Annotated in this window: 13 protein-coding genes and 1 pseudogene; 4 read left to right on the plus strand and 10 right to left on the minus strand. The window is 70.0% G+C overall.

The genetic code is table 11. From position 1 onward, the window contains the following. Nucleotides 1-208: 208 nt before the first annotated feature. Nucleotides 209-1,108: a 2-hydroxy-3-oxopropionate reductase gene (locus tag NGB36_RS26945; RefSeq protein WP_255923128.1), complete on the minus strand. Its 900-nt coding sequence runs from the start codon at nt 1,106-1,108 to the stop codon at nt 209-211. A gap of 38 nt (nt 1,109-1,146) precedes the next feature. Further along, nucleotides 1,147-1,986 (minus strand): TIM barrel protein, encoded by an 840-nt coding sequence (locus NGB36_RS26950; RefSeq protein ID WP_255923129.1) that lies wholly within the window; start codon nt 1,984-1,986, stop codon nt 1,147-1,149. Nucleotides 1,987-2,231: 245 nt separating this feature from the next. On the opposite strand from NGB36_RS26950, the gene gcl reads away from it, so the two are divergent. Beyond that, entirely contained in the window at nt 2,232-4,019 is a 1,788-nt protein-coding gene (gene gcl / locus NGB36_RS26955) for a glyoxylate carboligase (RefSeq protein WP_255923130.1), read from the plus strand. Nucleotides 4,020-4,112: 93 nt separating this feature from the next. Here gcl and NGB36_RS26960 read toward each other — a convergent pair whose 3' ends face one another. The 8 genes and pseudogenes from NGB36_RS26960 to NGB36_RS26995 form a co-directional block, all read right to left on the minus strand. Then, entirely contained in the window at nt 4,113-4,589 is a 477-nt protein-coding gene (locus NGB36_RS26960; protein ID WP_255923131.1) for a MarR family winged helix-turn-helix transcriptional regulator, read from the minus strand. 26 nt (nt 4,590-4,615) lie between these two features. After that, a complete protein-coding gene (locus NGB36_RS26970) occupies nt 4,616-6,838 on the minus strand; it encodes an MFS transporter (RefSeq protein ID WP_372509538.1) in 2,223 nt (740 codons plus the stop codon). Between the two features lie 333 nt (nt 6,839-7,171). Beyond that, complete coding sequence (locus NGB36_RS26975) at nt 7,172-9,463, minus strand: MMPL family transporter (protein WP_255923132.1); 2,292 nt, start codon at nt 9,461-9,463, stop codon at nt 7,172-7,174. 32 nt (nt 9,464-9,495) lie between these two features. Beyond that, nucleotides 9,496-11,535, minus strand: a complete 2,040-nt coding sequence (locus NGB36_RS26980; protein ID WP_255923134.1) for an aminotransferase class I/II-fold pyridoxal phosphate-dependent enzyme — start codon at nt 11,533-11,535, stop codon at nt 9,496-9,498. A 16-nt stretch (nt 11,536-11,551) separates the two neighbouring features. Next, a pseudogene (locus NGB36_RS33920) lies at nt 11,552-11,914 on the minus strand (beta-ketoacyl synthase N-terminal-like domain-containing protein); the annotation flags it as partial. Nucleotides 11,915-12,095: 181 nt separating this feature from the next. Next, entirely contained in the window at nt 12,096-15,104 is a 3,009-nt protein-coding gene (locus NGB36_RS26985) for an efflux RND transporter permease subunit (RefSeq protein ID WP_255923136.1), read from the minus strand. A gap of 197 nt (nt 15,105-15,301) precedes the next feature. Further along, nucleotides 15,302-16,717: an SGNH/GDSL hydrolase family protein gene (locus tag NGB36_RS26990; protein WP_255923137.1), complete on the minus strand. Its 1,416-nt coding sequence runs from the start codon at nt 16,715-16,717 to the stop codon at nt 15,302-15,304. An 82-nt stretch (nt 16,718-16,799) separates the two neighbouring features. After that, nucleotides 16,800-16,976, minus strand: a complete 177-nt coding sequence (locus NGB36_RS26995; protein ID WP_255923138.1) for a hypothetical protein — start codon at nt 16,974-16,976, stop codon at nt 16,800-16,802. Nucleotides 16,977-17,451: 475 nt separating this feature from the next. Here NGB36_RS26995 and NGB36_RS27000 point away from each other — a divergent pair, with 475 nt between their 5' ends. The 3 genes from NGB36_RS27000 to NGB36_RS27010 are packed head-to-tail and all read left to right on the plus strand — an operon-like array spanning nt 17,452 to nt 20,024. Next, nucleotides 17,452-18,252 (plus strand): ABC transporter permease, encoded by an 801-nt coding sequence (locus NGB36_RS27000; protein WP_255923139.1) that lies wholly within the window; start codon nt 17,452-17,454, stop codon nt 18,250-18,252. A gap of 31 nt (nt 18,253-18,283) precedes the next feature. Continuing rightward, nucleotides 18,284-19,048 carry an ABC transporter permease gene (locus NGB36_RS27005; RefSeq protein ID WP_255923194.1) on the plus strand — a complete coding sequence of 255 codons (765 nt, stop codon included), beginning with the start codon at nt 18,284-18,286 and terminating at the stop codon, nt 19,046-19,048. 16 nt (nt 19,049-19,064) lie between these two features. Continuing rightward, nucleotides 19,065-20,024, plus strand: coding sequence for an ABC transporter ATP-binding protein (locus NGB36_RS27010; RefSeq protein WP_372509539.1), 960 nt, complete (start codon nt 19,065-19,067; stop codon nt 20,022-20,024). Nucleotides 20,025-20,027: the final 3 nt, after the last annotated feature.

Consider the following 20,027-nt stretch of genomic DNA (forward strand, 5'->3'; position numbering starts at 1 on the left):
TGCTTGGGCATTGCGACCTTCCGTATGGGAGGTGAAAGCGAAGTTCCGTATCGCGTCGTGCTTGTGCGGAGCGGTGACGAGGGACGCCCCGCTGCCGTCGGCACGCGATGAGCCGACGGTGGGGCATGCTTCGCCCGGTGGCGCGCCATGGGCGCGACAGGACAGGTCAACGCGCCACCGGGCGAAGGATCTGGGGGAGCGTTACGCGTTACGCCTGAACGCTCTGGCCCGACAGGCGCTCGACGGCGCGCAGCAGCGCGGAGTGGTCGAGGCCGCCGTCGCCCTGGGCGCGCAGGGAGGCGACGAGCTGGGCGACGACGGCGCCGACGGGCAGGGCCGCACCGACGGTGCGGGCGGCGTCGGTGACAATGCCCATGTCCTTGTGGTGCAGGTCGATGCGGAAGCCGGGCCTGAAGTCGCGGTTCAGGAAGTTGTCCTTCTTGCGGGTCAGGACAGTGGATCCGGCGAGTCCGCCGTTGAGGACCTCGAGCGCGGCCTTGAGGTCGACGCCGGACTTCTCCAGGAAGACCACGGCCTCGGCGCACGCCTGGATGTTGACGGCGACGATGAGCTGGTTGGCGGCCTTGACGGTCTGGCCGGATCCGTGCGGGCCGCACAGGATGATGGTCTTGCCGAGAGCCTCGAGGATCGGCTTGGCCTCGTCGAAGTCCGCCTGCTCGCCGCCGACCATGATGGACAGCACAGCCTCAATGGCGCCGGCCTCGCCGCCGGAGACCGGGGCGTCCAGGACGCGGATGCCCTTCTCCTTGGCGTTCTTGGCCAGGTCTATGGAGGTCTGCGGGGTGATCGAGGACATGTCGATCAGCAGGGCGCCAGACTTGGCGTTGGCGAGGATGCCGGCCTCACCGTAGGCGACGGCCTCGACCTGCGGGGAGGCCGGGACCATGGTGATGATCACCTCGGCGCCCTTGACCGCCTCGGCGATCGACGACGCGGCGGTGCCGCCGTTCTTGGCGAGCCGGTCGAGCTTGTCCTGCTCAAGGGTGTAGCCGGTGACCTGGTAGCCGGCCTTGATCAGGTTCTCGGCCATGGGGGAGCCCATGATGCCGAGGCCGATCCATGCGATCTTCGGAAGTGCGGTGCTCATATGCGTGTCCCTCGGTAACTCGGAAGAAGAAGTCGTCGTCAGTGCTTGGCGGCGCGCAGCGGGGCCGGGAGCCACTCGAAGCTGCTCGCGCTCGGGCCGGTGGGCTTGTACTCCAGGCCGATCCAGCCGTCGTAACCGGCCTTGCCCAGGCGGTCCAGCAGGTCGGTGAAGTCCAGCTCACCGGTGCCGGGGTAGCTGCGGCCGGGGTTGTCGGCGATCTGCACGTGACCGGTCTTGGCGGTGTAGCGGTCGATGGCCTCGTGCAGGTCCTCGCCGTTCATCGACAGGTGGTACAGGTCCATCAGGAACTTGGCGTTGCCGAGACCGGTCGACTCGTTGACCTTGTCCACGATCTCGATCGCCTTCGGGGCGCTGACGATCGGGCACTTCGGCGACTCGGGCGCGTTGAGCGCCTCGATCAGCAGGGTGGCGCCGACGCGGTGCGCCGCGCGGGCGGCCAGCTGGAGGTTCTCCAGGGCCAGCGCGTCCTGCTCCTCGGGCGAGACGCCGTCGACGCGGTTGCCGTAGAGGGCGTTGAGCGCTGTGCATCCCAGGGACTGGGCGAAGTCGGCGGCCACATCGATGTTGGCGCGGAACTTCTCCGACTCCTCGCCGGGGATCGACAGCGCGCCGCGGTCCGGGCCGGGCAGCTGTCCGGCGTAGAAGTTCAGGCCCACCAGCTGGGTGCCCGCCTCGTTCAGGGCCGTGCGCAGGGCATCGAGTTCGGCCTGCTCGGGGACGGGGGCGTCGACCCAGGGCCACCACAGCTCAACGGCGGTGAAGCCCGCGGCGGCGGCAGCGGCGGGCCGCTCGAGCAGGGGCAGCTCGGTGAACAGGATCGAGAGGTTGACGTCGTAGCGCGCGTCGGAGAATCCCACCGGGATGATCTCCCTTCCGTTTCCGTATCGCGGAAGATATTTTCTGCTTACTGGAAGCCTGTAGGAGGCTGGCCGCTCTGTCAAGTCCATCGCCGGTCATGGGGGCGGTCGGCCGGCGGCATGATCCATCGCCCGCCTCCTCGCTTGACGCTTGCGTCGTGCGACCTTACATTCATTCCGCAAGATAGAAGTCATTTTCCGCGATGTGAAATTGCAGGGCAACGGCTGCAACCCGGGAGGACTGAATGCCTCGTATGACCGCCGCTCGTGCGGCAGTGGAGATCCTCAAGCGTGAGGGCGTGACGAAGGCGTTCGGTGTGCCCGGCGCCGCCATCAACCCCTTCTACCGCGAGCTGAAGGAGAGCGGCGGGGTCGACCACACGCTGGCCCGACATGTCGAGGGCGCCTCGCACATGGCCGAGGGCTACACCCGGGCCAACCCGGACAACATCGGCGTGTGCATCGGTACGTCCGGCCCGGCCGGCACCGACATGATCACCGGTCTGTACTCCGCGATCGGCGACTCGATCCCGATCCTGTGCATCACCGGTCAGGCACCGACCAACGTGATCCACAAGGAGGACTTCCAGGCCGTCGACATCGCCTCCATCGCCAAGCCGGTCACCAAGGCGGCGACCACGGTCCTGGAGGCCGCGCAGGTCCCCGGGGTCTTCCAGCATGCCTTCCACCTGATGCGCTCCGGCCGCCCCGGCCCGGTCCTGATCGACCTGCCGATCGACGTCCAGCTGACCGAGATCGAGTTCGACCCGGAGACCTACGAGCCGCTGCCGGTGTACAAGCCGTCCGCAACCCGCGCCCAGATCGAGAAGGCGATCTCCTTCCTCCTTCAGTCACAGCGCCCGCTGATCGTCGCGGGCGGCGGCATCATCAACGCCGACGCCTCCGACCTGCTGGTGCAGTTCGCCGAGCTCACCGGCACCCCGGTCATCCCGACCCTGATGGGCTGGGGCGTCCTCCCCGACGACCACGAGCTCAACGCCGGCATGGTCGGCCTGCAGACCTCACACCGCTACGGCAACGCGAACTTCCTGGAGTCCGACTTCGTCCTCGGCATCGGCAACCGCTGGGCCAACCGCCACACCGGTTACAAGCTGGACGTCTACACCAAGGGCCGCAAGTTCGTCCACGTCGACATCGAGCCCACCCAGATCGGCAAGATCTTCGCCCCCGACTACGGCATCGCCTCGGACGCCAAGGCCGCCCTTGAGTTGTTCGTCGAGGTCGCCAAGGAGCTCAAGGCCGCCGGCAAGCTGCCCGACCGCTCCGAGTGGGTCGCCTCCACCCAGGAGCGCAAGGCCACGCTGCAGCGCCGCACGCACTTCGACGACATCCCGATGAAGCCGCAGCGCGTCTACGAGGAGATGAACAAGGCCTTCGGCCCGGAGACGCGCTACGTCACCACCATCGGCCTCTCCCAGATCGCCGGCGCGCAGATGCTGCACGTCTACAAGCCGCGCCACTGGATCAACTGCGGCCAGGCCGGCCCGCTCGGCTGGACCATCCCGGCCGCGCTCGGCGTCGCCACTGCCGACCCGGAGGCCCCCGTCGTCGCGCTCTCCGGTGACTACGACTTCCAGTTCATGATCGAGGAGCTGGCCGTCGGCGCCCAGCACAAGATCCCGTACGTCCATGTCCTGGTGAACAACTCCTACCTGGGCCTGATCCGTCAGGCGCAGATCGGCCTGGACATCAACTTCCAGGTCAACCTGGAGTTTGAGAACATCAACTCCCCGGAGATCGGCGTCTACGGTGTGGACCACGTCAAGGTCGTCGAGGGACTGGGCTGCAAGGCGGTCCGGGTCACCGACCCGAACGAGCTCGGCGCCGCCCTGGAGGAGGCCAAGAAGCTCGCCGCCGAGCATCGCGTCCCGGTCGTCGTCGAGGCGATCCTGGAGCGCATCACCAACATCGCGATGAGCAAGACGGCCGACATCAGCGACGTTACGGAGTTCGAGGAGCTGGCCACCGAACCGGGCCACGCACCCACCGCAATCAAGCCGCTGAAGTCCTGACAGGCTGCGGCTCTTGGGCGCCGCCCGCCCAGCGAACCATCGCTGCGGCGGGCGGCGTCGTTCATTCGTTCACTCGCTCAATTGCTCATTCGCTCATTCGGCGAGGAGCAGTTCGAGCACCGGGACGGCCGCTTCGAGGGTCTCTCGCTGCTCAGGGGTGAGCCGGCTGATGCGTCGGGCGAGCAGTTCGGAGCGTTCACGCCGTGTCCGGCCCAGCAGTTCGCGCCCGTCAGGCGTAATGGTGACCAGGAATGAGCGCCCGTCGTTCGGGTCCGGCTCCTTGCCGATCAGCCCCTCGGAGACCAGCGGTGCGATGGTGCGGGTCATCGACGGCGCCGCCACCCGCTCCCGCGCGGCCAGTTCACCGAGCCGCAGCGGACCGTGCTCCTCGACCCGTGCGATCGCCGACAGTTGAGCGAAGGTGAAGTTCCGATCGCTGGCGGCCTGTGCCATCTGCCGGTACAGCCGCGCGATCACCAGCCGGAGCCGGGCGACGACCGACGGGTCGAGCGTGTCGTCGGCCGCCGTCCGCGCGGCGGCTGCACGGTGGTGCTCCGCGGAGTCGGTCATCGCCGGAACATCTCCATTCACGGATCTCACGTATCGGCCTCATCGGCGCGACCGAGCAGCAGGTCGAACCCCGACTCTCCCATGCCGTCGAGGGTCACGGCCGTGCTGACGGGCGAATACCCCCTCGCGATCACGGTGTACTCGCCAGCGGCCAGACCTGTGAAGCCGTACGAGCCGTCCGGGCCCGTCGTCCTGGTGGCGACGGCTTCGCCCTCCGCGTCGACCAGGGTCACCCGCGCGTCGGCGAGCGGACGCCCACTGGAGGCGGCCCGGACGGTGCCGCGTATCCGGGCGCCGGGCCGCAGCGCCGCGAGTGTCAGATCGCGGGAGAGCGTGTGGCCGTCCACGGCGACCGGCACCGCCTGCGGCTGGTGTCCGTCGGCGGCCGCGATCAGGACGTACGAGCCGGGAGCGGGCACGGTCAGTTCGTACGATCCGTCACCGCGCGCCGTTCCACGCGCGATCTGCCGCCCGTTCGGGTCGACAAGGGTGAGGGCGGCGCGGGGAAGGGCCGCGGACGCGCCGTCGCGCAGGACACCGCTGATCCGCGTTCCGGGAATGGACTGGACGGGCAGGTCCGGCGTCGCGGGTGCCGTACGGCCGCGTATCAGTGACGCAGCCGCGGCCACCAGCGCCATGGCGATGGCCAGCGAGAACACCACGACGAGGCCGTTGTGGAACGGGCCGGAGATCAGGTGCGGGAAGAACTCCCGTCCGGTCAGTGTGCGGGCGTTGGACGCGGGCAGCGCCCCGAGCACGTGCGGGCCGAGCAACTGCTGGATGGGGTTGTAGCCGAGGAAGGCGGCGAACAGGACGCCCACCGGCGGAACGCCCGCGAGGGCGTGCGCCGCATGGGCTGGTACGCCCTGGGCGGTCAGCCCGGCGGTGAGCGTGCCCGGCAGCGACCCGGCGAGCCCGGCCACCATGAGGGAGAAGAAGACCCCGATGGAGAGCACCATGCCGGCGTTCTGGAAGGTGGCGCGCATTCCGGAGGCCGCGCCCCGTGCGTCGGCCGGCACGCTCGACATGATGACCGAGGTGTTGGGGGCCGCATACAGTCCGCCGCCGATTCCGTTGAGGAAGACCAGGAAGGCGAAGAGCGGGTAGCCGAAGTCCGTGGGCAGCAGGAGCAGCCCGGCGAACGAGGCCGCCATCGCCACGAATCCGGCGGCCGCGAAGAGCCGTGCGCCGAGCCGGTCCGACAGATGCCCGGCGACGGGACCGGCCGCCAGGAAGCCGACGGTCAGCGGGACGAGATAGATTCCCGCCCACAGCGGGGTGTCGGCATAGTCGTAGCCGTGCAGCGGAAGCCAGATGCCTTGCAGCCAGATGATGAGCATGAACTGCAGCCCGCCGCGGGCGATCGAGCCGAGCAGGGTCGCCGTGTTGCCGCCCGCGAACATCGCGTTGCGGAAGAGCCCCAGCGGGAACATCGGTTCCGTGACCCGGCTTTCGACCAGGCAGAAGACGGCGAGCACCACGGCGCCGCCGATGAGCCCGGCGAGCACCCAGGGGTTGGTCCATCCCATGGTGTGCCCGCGGTACGGCTGGATGCCGTAGGTGATCCCCGCCAGCAGCGCGGTCAGGCCGACGGCGAAGGTGATGTTGCCCCACCAGTCCATCCGCGCGGGCTTGCGCACCCCGGCCTCGTGCAGTGATCGGTAGGCCCACAGGGTGCCCAGCACGCCGATCGGCACGTTCACCCAGAAGATGGACCGCCAGTTCCACTCGGCGAGCAGACCGCCGAGGACGAGGCCGATGAACGAACCGGCGATGCCCGCCACCATGTTGACGCCGAGAGCCATTCCGCGCTGACGGGACGGGAAGGCGTCGGTGATGATCGCGGCCGAGTTGGCCATGAGCATCGAGCCGCCGATCGCCTGCGCGACCCGCCAGCCGATCAGCCACAGCGCGCCGGTGCCGCCGTGGTAGGGGTCGAGGGAGAGCACTACCGAGGTGACGGTGAAGATGAGGAAGCCGGCGTTGTAGATCCGCACCCGGCCCCAGATGTCCCCGAGTCTGCCGAGGGTCACCACCAGCACCGCGGTGATCAGCATGTAGCCCATCAGCATCCACAGCAGATAGCTGACGTTGTCCGGCTGCAGTGGATCGAGGCGGAGCCCGTTGAAGATGGCGGGTAGCGAGATCAGCACGATGGAGGTGTTGATCGTCGCGATCAGCGTCCCCAGCGTGGTGTTCGACAGCGCCACCCACTTGTACCGCGGATGATCCACCCCGACCCAGGCCATCGGCGTCCGCCTCCCGTATTCCGCCTCGCTCGCACGACAGGAAACTATTTAGCACACGTAAACTAAATTAGTGCGCAATCCAGCGGGCGTCCACGGGGGGTGCGGGTGAGTGGCGCGGAGGCGGCGAGGCGCGGAGCGGTTGGCGGCGGGCATACGGCGGCCCTCGGTGCTTCGCCTCGATGCCGTGAGTCTCAGTCGTCGCTGACGACTCCGGCCCGATACGCGCTACCGAGGGCCTAGCCAGAGCCTTGATGGGGGTCACTCGTGCCGACAGACGTCTCCGTCGACGGTGCGGCTCTCTCCGGTGTTCTGGTGTATTAGACAGTTTGCTCCCTATTTACCCAGAGTCAAGCCCTTTCCGGCTTTCCAGCGGATCCCCGCCGGTGCCCACCACGCCGCGGGACCGGCCAGCCGGAAGAACGCCGGAACCAGCACCCCGCGGATCAGTACGGCGTCCAGGACGATGGCGATGCCGGTGCCCAGCCCGAAGAACTTGGCCAGCGAGACGCCGGACAGGCCGATCGCGAAGAAGGAGACGGCGAGCAGCCCGGCGGCGGCGCTGATGACGGGACCGCTCTCGCCCAGACCGGCCCGCACCGACAGCTCCGTGTCGTCACCCGCGTCGTGCCGTTCCTTGATCCGGGAGAGCAGGAAGACCTCGTAGTCCATGGAGAGCGCATAGGCGACGCAGACCAGCAGCACCGGCATCGTCAGCGCCAGCGGTGACGGGGTGAAACCGAGCGGACCGGACAGGTGGCCGTCGTTGAACACCCACACCATCGCGCCCATCACACCGGTCAGCCCGAGCGCGTTGAAGAGCACGGCCTTGACCGGCAGCAGCACGCTCCCAGTGGCGAGGAAGAGCAGCACGAGCGTGATCACGACCGTCAGGCCGAGCGCCAACGGCAGCCCGCCGGCGAGGGACGACGTGGTGTCCGCCAACTGTGCCGCCAGGCCGCCGACGTACACTCTCCGGCCGCCGGGGACCGGGACGCCGCGCACCCGTCCGGCCAGGCGGCTGCCCTGGGCGGAGAACGGCACCACCCGCGAGTGCAGAGCGAGCCGGAGTGCCGCACCCGCCCGCAGGCCCGGCGACGGCGGGCCGACCACCCGGCCGCCGGCGAAGTCACCGACCGGACTGTCCACCCGATCGACCCCGGGCACGCCGGACAGGGCCCGGGCGTATGTGCTCAGCCCGGCGCCCGAGGGATCCGATGTCCAGGCGGGGGCGACGACGGTGACCGTGCCCCCGTCCTGGCTGCCCGGGAAGGCACTGCGCAGCAGGTCGGCCGCCTGACGGCTCTCGGCATCCTTCGGCAGTGCCCGCTCGTCGGGGATGCCGAACTGGGCGTGGCCCAGCGGCAGGCCCAGCACCACCAGACCGGCGGCGACCGCGAGCCCGCACAGGGCCGGACGCCGCATCGAGCCGCCCGCGATCCGTCCCCACAGCCTCTCCTCGGGCGGCGTGCGGCGCGCCCGGTCCCTGCCCACCCGCCAGGCGTCCACACGGTCCCCGAGCAGGAGCAGCAGGGCAGGCAGCGGCCCGAGCGCGCCCAGCACCGTGATCGCCACGGTGGCCACGCCCGCGTAGGCGAACGAGCGGAGGAAGTACAGGTGGAAGGCGACCAGGGTCAGCAGCACGGTGGCCACGATGGTGGCGCTGAACAGCACCGTCCGCCCGGCGGTGCGCAACGTGCGCTGCAACGCCGCGAGATCACCTCCGCCGCGGGCGCGCTCCTCGCGGTAACGGGCGACGATGAGCAGGCTGTAGTCCACGGCAAGACCGAGACCGAGTGCGGTGATCAGTGTCGTGGAGAAGACCGACACCGAGGTGAGCGCCGCAACGCAGCGCAGCACGGCCAGGGCACCGGCGATCGCCACCACGCCGATGGCCGTCGGCGCAAGCGCCGCCACGACCCCCCGGAAGACCAGCACCAGCAGGAGCAGGGTGAGCGGGAGGGCGACGGACTCGGCGACTTCGAGGTCCTGCGCAGTGCGGTTGTTGAGGTCGTTGTTGATCTGGGTGTTGCCGCCGAAGCGCACCCGGACCCCGTCCCGGTCGCCCGCGAGTTTCGCGTGCAGGCCGGCGACCATGCGTCCGGCGGCGTCCTGATCGCCCGTCACATTGACAGCTGTCAGGCCCACCGAGCCGTCCGCCGAGCGCAGGGCGGCGGCCGGGGTGAGGTAGTACGAGGCCACGAGGTGGACTCCGTGCTGCCGCGACAACTGCTCGACCGCCGACCGGCCGACGCGAGTGGCGGCCGGGCTCCCGGCGTTGCCGCCCTGATCGTGCACCAGCACGAAGAGGTTGGGCTGCGCGGTGGGGAACTTCTCGCGCAGCAACTGTGCCGCGGCGGCGGAATCGGAGGAGGGATCGTCGAAGCCGCCCGACTTCAGCGCCTTGAGCGTGCCACCGGCAACGACCGCGGCGACCAGCAGGAAGAGCAGCGAGGCCGCGAGAACGGCGCGGGGATGGCGCAGTGGGAGCGGCCGGCGGCCCGGGGTGCCCGGACGGTCCGGCCGCCCCGCGTCGGGGCCGCCGCGGGCGCCGGCCCGGATATCCGCTACCGGCTCGGCGGAGGAGATGGAGGATGCGGATACGGAGGATGCGGCGGGGTGGTTCACTGGCCCTCCGATCGAGTCGGCCGCAACAGATGCTACTGCTCGGCGACGGCCGCGACGCTGTACTTGATGTGTTCGGCGGTGTGTTCGCTGGTCACGAAGAAGCGCAGCCGGACCAGATCCTCCGCCACCGCCGGGTGCAGGATCGGGTTGACGCTCACCCCGTTGTCGAACAGCGCCGAGGCCAGCCGGACCGCCTTCTGCGAGTCCTTGACAATGGCCGGGATCACCGGTGTCCCGTCGCTGCCGCCGGTGTCGATCCCGGCGTCGCGCGCCGTGGAGAGGAAGAGCTCCGCGTTCTCGCGCAGCCGCTTGAGCCGTTCGGGCTCGTCCCGCATGACCCGGATCGCCGCCAGGGACGCGGCGGCGTTGGCCGGGGTCATGCCGACGCTGTAGACGAACCCGGGCGCCGAGTACTTGAGGTAGTCGACCACCCGCTGCGTTCCTGCGACGAAGCCGCCGCATCCCGCCAGCGACTTCGGCAGCGTCCCCGACCACAGGTCGACCGCCTGCCGCTCCACGCTGAAGTGCTCGCCGACGCCACCGCCGTTGCTCCCGAGTACGCCGATGCTGTGCGCCTCGTCGATCATCACGATGGCTCCGTGCCGCTCCTTTACCTCGATCAGCGCGGGCAGGTCGACGATGTCGCCGTCCATGCTGTACACGCCCTCGACCACGATCAGCACCCGTCGGAACTGGCCGCGGACGCTGTGCAGCAGGGAGTCGAGCGCCGCCATGTCGTTGTGCGGGAACGACCGGTGGCGCGCCCCGGAGAGCGTGCACCCCTGCAGGATGCTGTCGTGCGCGAGGGCGTCGTGCAGGATCAGATCGCCGGGGCCCACCAGGTGCCCGATCACCGTGACGTTGGTGGCATGGCCGCTCACCAGGGCGATCGCCGCCTGTGAACCGGTGAGCGCGGCCAGCTCCGCCTCCAGCTCGCGGTGGAGCGGCCGCTCACCGGAGAGGAACCGGCTGGCCGAGACCGAGGTGCCGTACCGGTCGACGGCGTCCTTCACCGCCGCGATCACCGTCGGGTGGCCCGACAGGCCGAGGTAGTTGTATCCGGAGAAGGAGATCAGCTGTTGGCCGTCGATGACGGTGGTGTCCCGCAGCGTGCCCTCGTGCAGCAGGAAGTACGGGTTGTGACGGCTGGACGCGATGCGCCGCTCCAGTGCGATGAGCTCGGGGAAGTCCTCGATACGGCGTTCCGCGGGCGCGGCCGCGGGCACGGTCGCGGGCCCGGCCGGGGGAGCGATGGCGGGAACGGCGTCGCCCGTGCCGGCGCCCAGCAGCCCGGCGGTGAGTTCGACGGCATCGGCGACGGTGGGCCGCGGCGGCAGGAAGCCCTCGGTGATGCGCGCCGCAGCCTGGGGGAAGGCTCGCCGCAGACGCTCCGTCAACTCCGCCACCGTCAACGAGTCGAGACCGAGCTGCTGGACGATGAGCAGGTCGTCGGAGAGCTGATCCGCCCTGAAGGCGCTGACCGCCGAGATCTCGGCGTAGACCCGGGCACGCACCTGGTGGTAACTGTCGCCGCGACCGGACTGCGGCAGGCTCGACGCGGTGGCGTCCGTTCCGGGAGCCGCGACGCCGAGGCTCTGCAGCAGATTCAGTTGCTGCCTGAGCAGCGTGACCACGTCGTCCAACGAGTGTTCCTGTCTGCGGGGGCCGGGCGCGTCCGGGAGTGCGGCGACGCCGGGGGAGCCGGGTGTCCTCGGCTGCTCGGCCGCCCCGAGGCCGGGGACGGTGGGCCGCGGCGGCACACGCGAGGCGACCCTCGGGTACCAGTGGGAGTCCGGCGTGAGCGGCGACGGCTCCAAGGTGACCAGCGGCGTGCCCTCGGGCACGAGCTTCGTTGCGTCCAGGTCCACTCCGGCCACCGCCAGTTCGCCGAGCGCGGCGAGACAGGTCCGCGCATCGTCCGGGCCGTCGCCCGTCAGCGCCACGTACGTCGCCGCGCCGGGGTCCGTCAGGCTCTGCCGGACCGCGCCCATCAGATTGCGCCCGCCGCAGGCCTGGACGAACAGCCGCGCGCCCGCGTCGTACGCGGCCTGTACGGCGTCGGTGAACCGCACCGGTGCGCAGTGATGCGTCGAGCAGCAGTCGGTGCTGCGGGTCCATCGCCTGGACGCGGCGCGGCGACATGCGGTAGTGGCGTGCGTCGAACCGATCGACGCCGTCGATCGTCGCGAGCCGGTCGGTGTACGTCCCGGCACGTGCACGCCGGTCCTGCGGGGTGTGGATCAGCGAGTGGTCCCAGCGCTCGGGCGGGAGGACCCGGAACTGGGATTCGGCCTCGCGCAGGATCCGCCAGTACGCCGGCAGGCTCCTCGCCCCGGGAAATCTGCATCCCATGCCGACGATCGCGATATTGCGCAACGTAGCTCCCCGTGAAATCAGACCGCCCAGCAGCAGACACGTGGATACCACGGCATCCGATCCAGAACACGGCATGATGCATCAGATCACCCGCATGCATGGCATATCGGGTGTATCGCATCCGCACACGTGCCGAGGTGCCGAGGTGCCGAGGTGCCGACGTGGCGACGTGGCGACGTGCCGACGTGGCGACGTGGCAGTGCGCAGGGCAGCGGACGGGGAGTGCCACTGCCCTGCGCAGGGGATCAGGCGATCGTCACCTGGAGCGCGGCTCCTGGCCCACCGCAAAGTGCAGCCGCTCGAGGAGGATCTCGTGCCGGTCTGCGGCGTCCTGCACGACCTCGACCGGCAGTGCGGCCGGGCGGTGCCGGGCCGCACTCACCGCGAGGGTGTACACGCCCGGGAGGAGCTCGACCAGTTCGAACTCGCCCTCGCCGTCAGCGGTGGAGGAGGCGACGACCTCGCCGTGCTCGTTCGTGGCGACCACGAGCGCGCCCGGCAGCGGGCCGCCGTCGTCCGCCTCGCGCACCGAGCCCGTCAGGCCCGTGGCACCACTGAGTACCAGGTCGAGCTCGACGGGGGCGTGATCCACGGACACCTCGGTCGCCTGCGGGCGGCGCGAGGCTGCGGAGCCGATCAGGACGTACATCCCGGCTCCGGGGGCGTCGATGCGGTAGCGGCCGTCGCCGTCGGAGGCGGTACGGCCGTGCTGCCTGCCCTGGGCGTCGATCAGGGTCACCGCGGCGGACGCGACGGGCGAGCCCGCGCCGTCGAGCACCCGACCGCGGATGCCGCCCGTGTCGCTGCCGGTGTCGCCGCCCGTCCCGGTGCCCGCCATGGCCGTGACGGCCTCCGGCGAGGTGGTGCGGGACGCGCTGAAGTCGTTCTGGTGGCGGAGTGTGGAGGGCCACCAGTTCCAGCGTCCGAGGAGGACGACGGTGGAGGGGACCAGCAGGGTGCGGACCAGGAAGGTGTCCATCAGGATGCCCAGGGCCAGTCCTGCTCCGATGTCGCGCATCTGGCTGCCGTTGGGGCTGCTGCCGCCGACGATCGCGAAGACCGCGAAGGTGCCGGCCAGCACCAGGCCGGCGGAGGTCACCGTGGTGCCGGTGGCGTTGAGCGCCCGCTTGACCGCCTCGCGCAGCGGCAGGTCGTGGGCCTCCTCCCGGATGCGGGTCATCACCAGGATGTTGTAGTCCTCCCCCAGCGCGAGCAGGAAGATGAACATCAGGAACGGCAGGATGAAGACGAGTCCGCCGGAGTGGCCGAGCTTGATGAACAGCAGCACCGACAGACCGAGCGCGGCCAGGTAGGACAGCCCGACCGAGACGATCAGGTAGAGCGGCGCCACCAGGCTGCGCATCACCAGCGCCAGCAGCACACCGATCACCGCGATCGCGATCGGGATCACGCTCTTCATGTCGTTGTTGGAGGTGTTGCTGACGTCGTACAGGCCGGGAGCCTGGCCGACCACACCGTTGTCGGTGGCGCCGATGGTCTTGGCGACATCGGCGACCTGGGCGCGGATGGAGGGCACGGCGTTCATCGCGGCCGTCGACGAGGCGTCTCCCGCGGTCAGCGCCGTGGAGTACTGCACCGTGCGGCCGTCCGCGCTGACGTACGACGCCGTCGCCCGGTACGCCTCGTACTCGCTCACCGTGAACCTGCCATCGACCAGCGGCGCCCTCCGCGCCGTGGCGCCCTGACCGGCAGCGGCGGCCTTGGCGAGCGCGGTGCGCTCCTTGCCGACGGTGGCTGCGCCCGCGCCCTTGGGGGCGGTCAGACCGGGGGGTGCCGGAGGCAGATCCTGGGCGGGGCCGAGGGCGGTGTGCAGTTCGGTGTACTGGGACGGTGTCAGGGCCAGTCCGTTGGGGTCGAGCGGGCCGGTGACGTCCTTGAACTCAGAGGCGGACTGCAGCTTCTGCTGCGCGGTGGCCAGCACGCCGGGGTCGTCCCAGGCCGCCTTGGGCAGCTGGAAGACCACCTGCGTCGGGTTGGCCGCGGTCCGCGGGAAGTGCTGGGCCAGCAGCGTCTGACCGGCCGCCGCATCGCTTCCCGAGGGTGCGGAGGTCGACCCGCCGAAGCCGCCCGAGCTGTATCCGGTCGCGAAGTAGGCGAGTCCGCCGAAGAGCAGCAGCCCGGCCGTCAACGTGGCCACCGGCCGCTGTACGACGGCGCCGGAGATACGGCCCCAAAGACCCACCTTCTGGACTCCGGGGCGGATCTTGCTGGGCCAGAAGACGGCGCGGCCGAGGATGGCCAGGAGGGCGGGGAGCAGGGTGAGTCCGGCCAGCAGCATCAGCCCGATGCCGATCGCCAGCGGGTAGCCGAGGTTGGAGTAGATCCCGAAGCTGGCCGCCAGCAGCGACAGCAGCGCGGCGATCACCGTGCCGGCGGAGAAGGTGATCGACTCACCGACCCGGGCCACCGCCTTGGCCACCGCCTCCTTCGGCGGCAGCCCGGCCCGCAGTTCCTCCCGCACCCGGAAGACCAGGAACAACCCGTAATCGGTGCCCGCACCCAGCACCAGGATGATCAGCATCTCCTGCGCCAGCGAGGAGACGTTCAGCCCGTGCTTGGCCGCCTCGGCCACCAGCGGACCGGCCATCGTCACCACCAGCACCGCCGGCAGCAAGGTGACCAGCGGGGCGAGCAACGCGCGGAAGACCAACAGCAGCAGCACCACGATCAGCAGCATCGAGACCATCTGCATCTGGTTGCCGGTCTTGCCGCCCTGCTTGCTGTTGTCCACATTCGCCGCGATCTGACCGGCCAGGTGCGTCTGCAGATCACCGGGCATCGACGCCTTGGAGACAGCCGAGCGCAGGTTGTCGACCAGCGTCTCATCGGCCTGCTGCTGGTTGCTGCCGCCCTTCGCCGGCTGGCCCGCCACCACCTGCAGCTGCTCGGCCTGCCCGTCCTGTGCCCGGCCCACGTCCTTGACCTTGGACACGGTCGGTTCGGCGGCCAGCTCCTTCTGCAACCGGTTGATCGCATCGGTGTCCGCCGAGCTCAGCTGACCACTGGAACGCGCCACCACCACCGGGATGTTCACCGTGCCCGACGGCTCCAACGGCGTTGCAAGGCTCGCCGCATGCTGACTCGGCGCACTCGCCGGCAGAAAATTCGTGTTGTTGTTCTGCGTCACACTCGACAACGACGGCAGAAAATGCGCAGCCGCGATCGTCGCAGCGATCCACAACACCACAACCGGCCATCGGAACCGGACCGAGAACCGGCCGATGGCGGCAAACACGGAATGCACAGCAAATCTCCTCGTCGACGAGCTCGCCGCCCCCGGCGACGGGCCGCCCGCGAAGATACTGCAGTCGGTGGCTGAAAGCCGTCGCGGGCGTGGCAGTGTCCCACGATGCCCCACCCGTTCCGGAATTTTGTCCTCCGCAGGTCGGGTCCTCGGCATACCGCGTTCGCGGTATGCCGGGGACTCCGGTCAGGGGCCGGTCATGGGCTCCCGCTCGGCGACGGCGAGGCAGGTGAGGACGTGGCAGTGGCATGGGGGAGAGCCTGCTGGTCGGCGAGTGCGATGGCGAGCTCGCCTGCGACGGTCGGATGCAAGGGCGCGTTGTCGGACGGCCCCTGGACGAAGGGCTGGCTCGTACAGAGTTCATGCCCGCCAAAGTGCTGCGGGACTGCCGTGAAACCGAAGGCCTGAGCTCCCTGGCCGAGCACCGTGTTCAGCTGGTCCAGGCGCGAGGTGAGGGCCTGTGTCTTCGCCGTGGTCAGCCCGTCCGCCTTCAGGCAGTCGACATTGCGGCCGAAGGGGTCGTAATACTCGTTGATCAGTACGGTCGGGTGCTGCGGGAGGCCGGCGAGGCGGCCGAGGAGCTGGTAGTAGTCGCGGGTGAAACCGTTCAGCTGGTCCTGGAAGTATGCGGTCGAGGCCTTGTCGTTGCAGTCGTGAGCGGCGGCGCACAACTGGGTGAGCACGGACCAGTGGACGTCGTTGGCGCCGATGCTCACGATGATCACGGAGGCGTCGGTGGCCCGTTCGGCGAGTGCGAGTTGGGGCGGGGCCACCTGGTTGCCGAGGATCTGCACCCCGAGGACGCCATTGCGGACGCTGGCGCCACTGCACGCCACGTTGAGGACGTTCCAGCCGTTCACCGCCGCAAGATCCGCCGCGTAGGAGTCCTTGCTGCGCTCGCACGCCCGGTCCAGGGCACTGGGATCGTCCACGAGCGGGTTGCCCATCGCCGCGGCGGTCGAGTCGCCGATCACCACGGCGTGCACCCCGTGCAGTGCAGGTCCCTGGACGACGGGGATGGGCTGCAACGGGCTGCCGCCCACCAGGTCGTCCAGCGTGTGCACTTGGCGGAGGATGCCCGGCGCGCTGGAGGCCATGAGAACGATGCCGGTGGTGTTGACCAGGCAGACGGCGGCGAGGCCGGTGACGAGCATGGTGATCGTCGTGCGGCGCGAGGCCCGGCGGATACCGGCGGCGGTGACCAGGATGAGGGCCGCGAATCCCGCGGCGATGAGCGTCTCCCACAGGTAGTAGCGCTTCCACCCGGCCAGCAGGTCGCTGGTGACGGGCAGTTCGAGTGCGCCGTGGTCGCCGTGCTGCATCAGCTGGGCGACCTGAGGGTCGATGGCGATGCGGTCGAGTTCGAGGCGCGGGCGGATCGGGCCGGGGAACTGCGGTCTGGTCGGCATCACCTGCCCGAAGAGATCGAGCTCTCCCGGGCCGGAACCGCTCAGAACGGGTGAGGTCGCTCCCACGCTCACGGTTTGACCCGCGACGGACACCGACTGCAGTGGCGTGACGCGTACGGCGAGCCAGATCGAGGCCGCAGTCAGGGCGAGCAACGCCACCGCGTACAGGAGCACCGCTCGCCCTCGACGCAGCCACGGGCGCACTGCAGATCCCTCCTGCCCTCCTGGTCGACGGTCCGCCGGATTTGCCGCCAATCCTCCCCTCGGGCGTCGCCGTCAAACCCGTTCAGTGCCGCCGGAGGCTCAGGTGGTGGTAGACGTGGTGCGTCACGATGTGCCGCACGATCGCGTGCCGCACCGGGTAGTGACGGTGATACAGGTAACGGCCGCCGCACGAGGCGGCCAGCGCCCCCAGGACCACTACCAGCACGACGACGGCGCACCCGATCTTCAACGGCTTCATGTGTGTGATGACGCCGACGGCGGCATTGCTGGTTCACAGCTTGGGGCGTGGAGATAACCTCCGCCCAGAGTCGCCCGTTGCCGCCATTGAGGGATTTTAGCCGATTTGTTGTCATTGGTGTTCGGGTGATGCGGTGCGGCCGTGTGCCTGCGGCGCAGCGTGCTTGCCGCCCTCGTCGCGACCGCGCTTGCGGTTCCGGCGGCGGCAGCCGCCCACCCGGCCCCCGGCCCATGCCGCCCTCGCCTCGGCTCCTCTTCCCGCACCGGTCACCGCCGACGGGCTCGACGTCCAGTACCGGGCCACCGCGGCGCAAGCCGCCCAGGCCGCCCGGACTGCCGACGAGCACGGGGACACAGGCCGCACCGGCCATCTGTGGGCTCTCGCCCGGCTCGACTGGCCCGGAAAACCGTTGGCGCCGCTCTCCGGCCGGCCCGTAAGCTCCTGCGCTCGGCAACGGGCAAGGAGCTCCAGGGACATGCGTGTGTACGGTGCCGTGGCGCTGCGCGGATTCCGGCGGTATGCGACCTACCGGGTCGCGACGCTCGCAGGGGTTTTCACCAACAGCGTCTTCGGCTTCATCCTCGCCTACACCTTCATCGCCCTGTGGACGATGCGTCCGCACCTGGGCGGCTACGACCTGCCACACGCGGTGACGTACGTCTGGCTCGGCCAGGCGATGCTGGCGACGACGGCCATCATGGGCGGCGGCTTCGAGGCGGATCTGATCGAGCGGATCAGGACCGGTGACGTGGCGATCGACCTCTACCGGCCCGCCGACCTCCAAATGTGGTGGCTTGCCGCCGATCTGGGACGGGCCGGGTTCCACCTGCTCGGACGCGGCGTACTGCCGATGGCCGTGGGCGCGCTGGCATTTCCGCTCGCGTGGCCCGGGCGGCCGCTGACGTGGGGGTACTTCCTGGTCTCCGTCGCGCTGGGAGCGGTGGTCAGCTATGCCATCCGGTACCTGATCGCGCTCGCCGCGTTCTGGCTGCTCGACGGGTCCGGACTGACGGTCCTCGCCATGCTCAGCGGGACGTTCTTCTCCGGGATGCTGCTGCCGCTGTCGGTCTTCCCGGGCCGGCTGGGCACTGTGGCCCGCGCCCTGCCGTGGTCGTCGTTGCTGCAGGTGCCCGCCGACATCTTCCTCGGACGGCGCAGTGGTGGTGCGGTGGCGGCCGGCCTTGCCTTCCAGGCGGGGTGGGCGCTGGCGCTGCTGGGTGCCGGACGGCTGGTGCAGGCGGCCGCGACGCGCAAGGTGGTGGTGCAGGGTGGCTGACGGGCTGCGCGCCTATGCCCTGATCGTCGGGATGTGGGTGCGCTCGACGATGGCGTACCGGTTCTCCTTCGTGATGATGGCGGTCGGCAACTTCCTCGCCACCGCGCTCGACTTCGCGGCGATCGCCATCATCTTCGGGCACACGCGGGTGCTCGGCGGCTTCTCCCTCCCCGAGACAGCGTTTCTGTACGGGACGTCGGGCTGCGCCCTGGGACTGGCGGACCTGGTGCTGGGCAGCATGGACCAGCTGGGGCAGCGGGTGCGGGACGGGACGCTGGACACGCTGCTCGTGCGGCCGGTGCCGGTGTTCGCCCAGGCCGCCGCCGACCGGTTCGCGCTGCGCAGGCTGGGGAGGATCAGCCAGTCGGTGCTGGTGCTCGCATGGTCGCTGACAGCCCTCAAGGCGGCCTGGACGCCGGTCGACGTGCTGCTGGTGCCCGTGATGCTGGTGAGCGGTGCGGCGATCTTCAGCGCGGTGTTCGTCACCGGTGCCGCGTTCCAGTTCTGGGCCACCGACGCGGCGGAGGTGCAGAACTCGTTCACCTACGGCGGTAACGCGCTGACGCAGTACCCGCCGACGGTCTTCGCCAAGGACCTGCTGCGCGGCGCGACGTTCGTCGTGCCGCTCGCCTTCGTCAACTGGCTGCCGGCGCTGCACATCCTGCGGCGGGCCGACCCGCTGGGCCTGCCCGGCTGGCTGGATTTCTGCTCGCCGCTGGTGGCCGCGGCGGCGTGCGCGGCGGCCGGGCTCGCCTGGCGGGCGGGCCTGAGGGCGTACCGGAGCACAGGGAGTTGAGAGGGAGGATGCGGACGTGGACGCGCTGATCCGTCTCGAACGGGTCGAGAAGGTCTTCAAGGTGCGGCGCAGGGTCGGAAGGCTGCGGCGGGTGCGCACCGAGGTGCGGGCAGTGGACGGCATCTCGTTCGACATCGCGCGCGGTGAGATGGTCGGCTACATCGGGCCGAACGGTGCGGGCAAGTCGACGACCATCAAGATGCTGACCGGGATCCTGGTGCCGAGCGGCGGCCGGGTGCGCGTCGCCGGGATCGATCCGGCGCGTGAGCGCACACGCGTGGCACGCCGGATCGGGGTGGTCTTCGGGCAGCGCACCACCCTGTGGTGGGATTTGCCGCTGCGCGATTCGTACGAGCTGGTGCGCAGGTTGTACCGCGTCCCGGACGCCCGGTACGACCGGAACCTCGCGCGGTGCGTCGAACTCCTCGACCTCGGGCCGCTGTTGGACGTCCCGGTGCGCCAGCTCTCGCTCGGCCAGCGGATGCGCGGCGACATCGCGGCGGCGCTGCTGCACGATCCGGAGGTGCTGTATCTGGACGAGCCGACGATCGGCCTCGACGTGGTCAGCAAGGCGAAGGTGCGCGGCTTCCTGCGGGAGGTCAACGACGGTGGCACGACCGTTCTGCTGACCACCCATGACCTCACCGACATCGAGCAGCTGTGCACCCGGGTCATGGTGATCGACCACGGGCGGCTCGTCCACGACGGCGATCTCGCCGGCCTCCACGGCGCGGGCGACAGCGAACGCACCCTGGTGGTGGACTTCGAGCGGGAGCTGCCCCCGGTGCGGATCGCAGGCGCCCGGCCGGTCAAGGTCGAGGGCCCGCGGCAGTGGCTGGCCTTCCCGGCGTCGGCGAGCGCGGCGCCTCTCGTCGCCGAGCTCGCCGCCTGCTATCCGCTGGTCGACCTGTCCGTGCGGGAACCGGCGATCGAGGACGTGATCGCACGGATGTACGCCGGCCGGGCGGCGCTGTGAGCG

The organism is Streptomyces humicola, assembly GCF_024436035.1.
In the GTDB taxonomy this organism is placed as follows: Bacteria; Actinomycetota; Actinomycetes; order Streptomycetales; family Streptomycetaceae; genus Streptantibioticus_B; species Streptantibioticus_B humicola.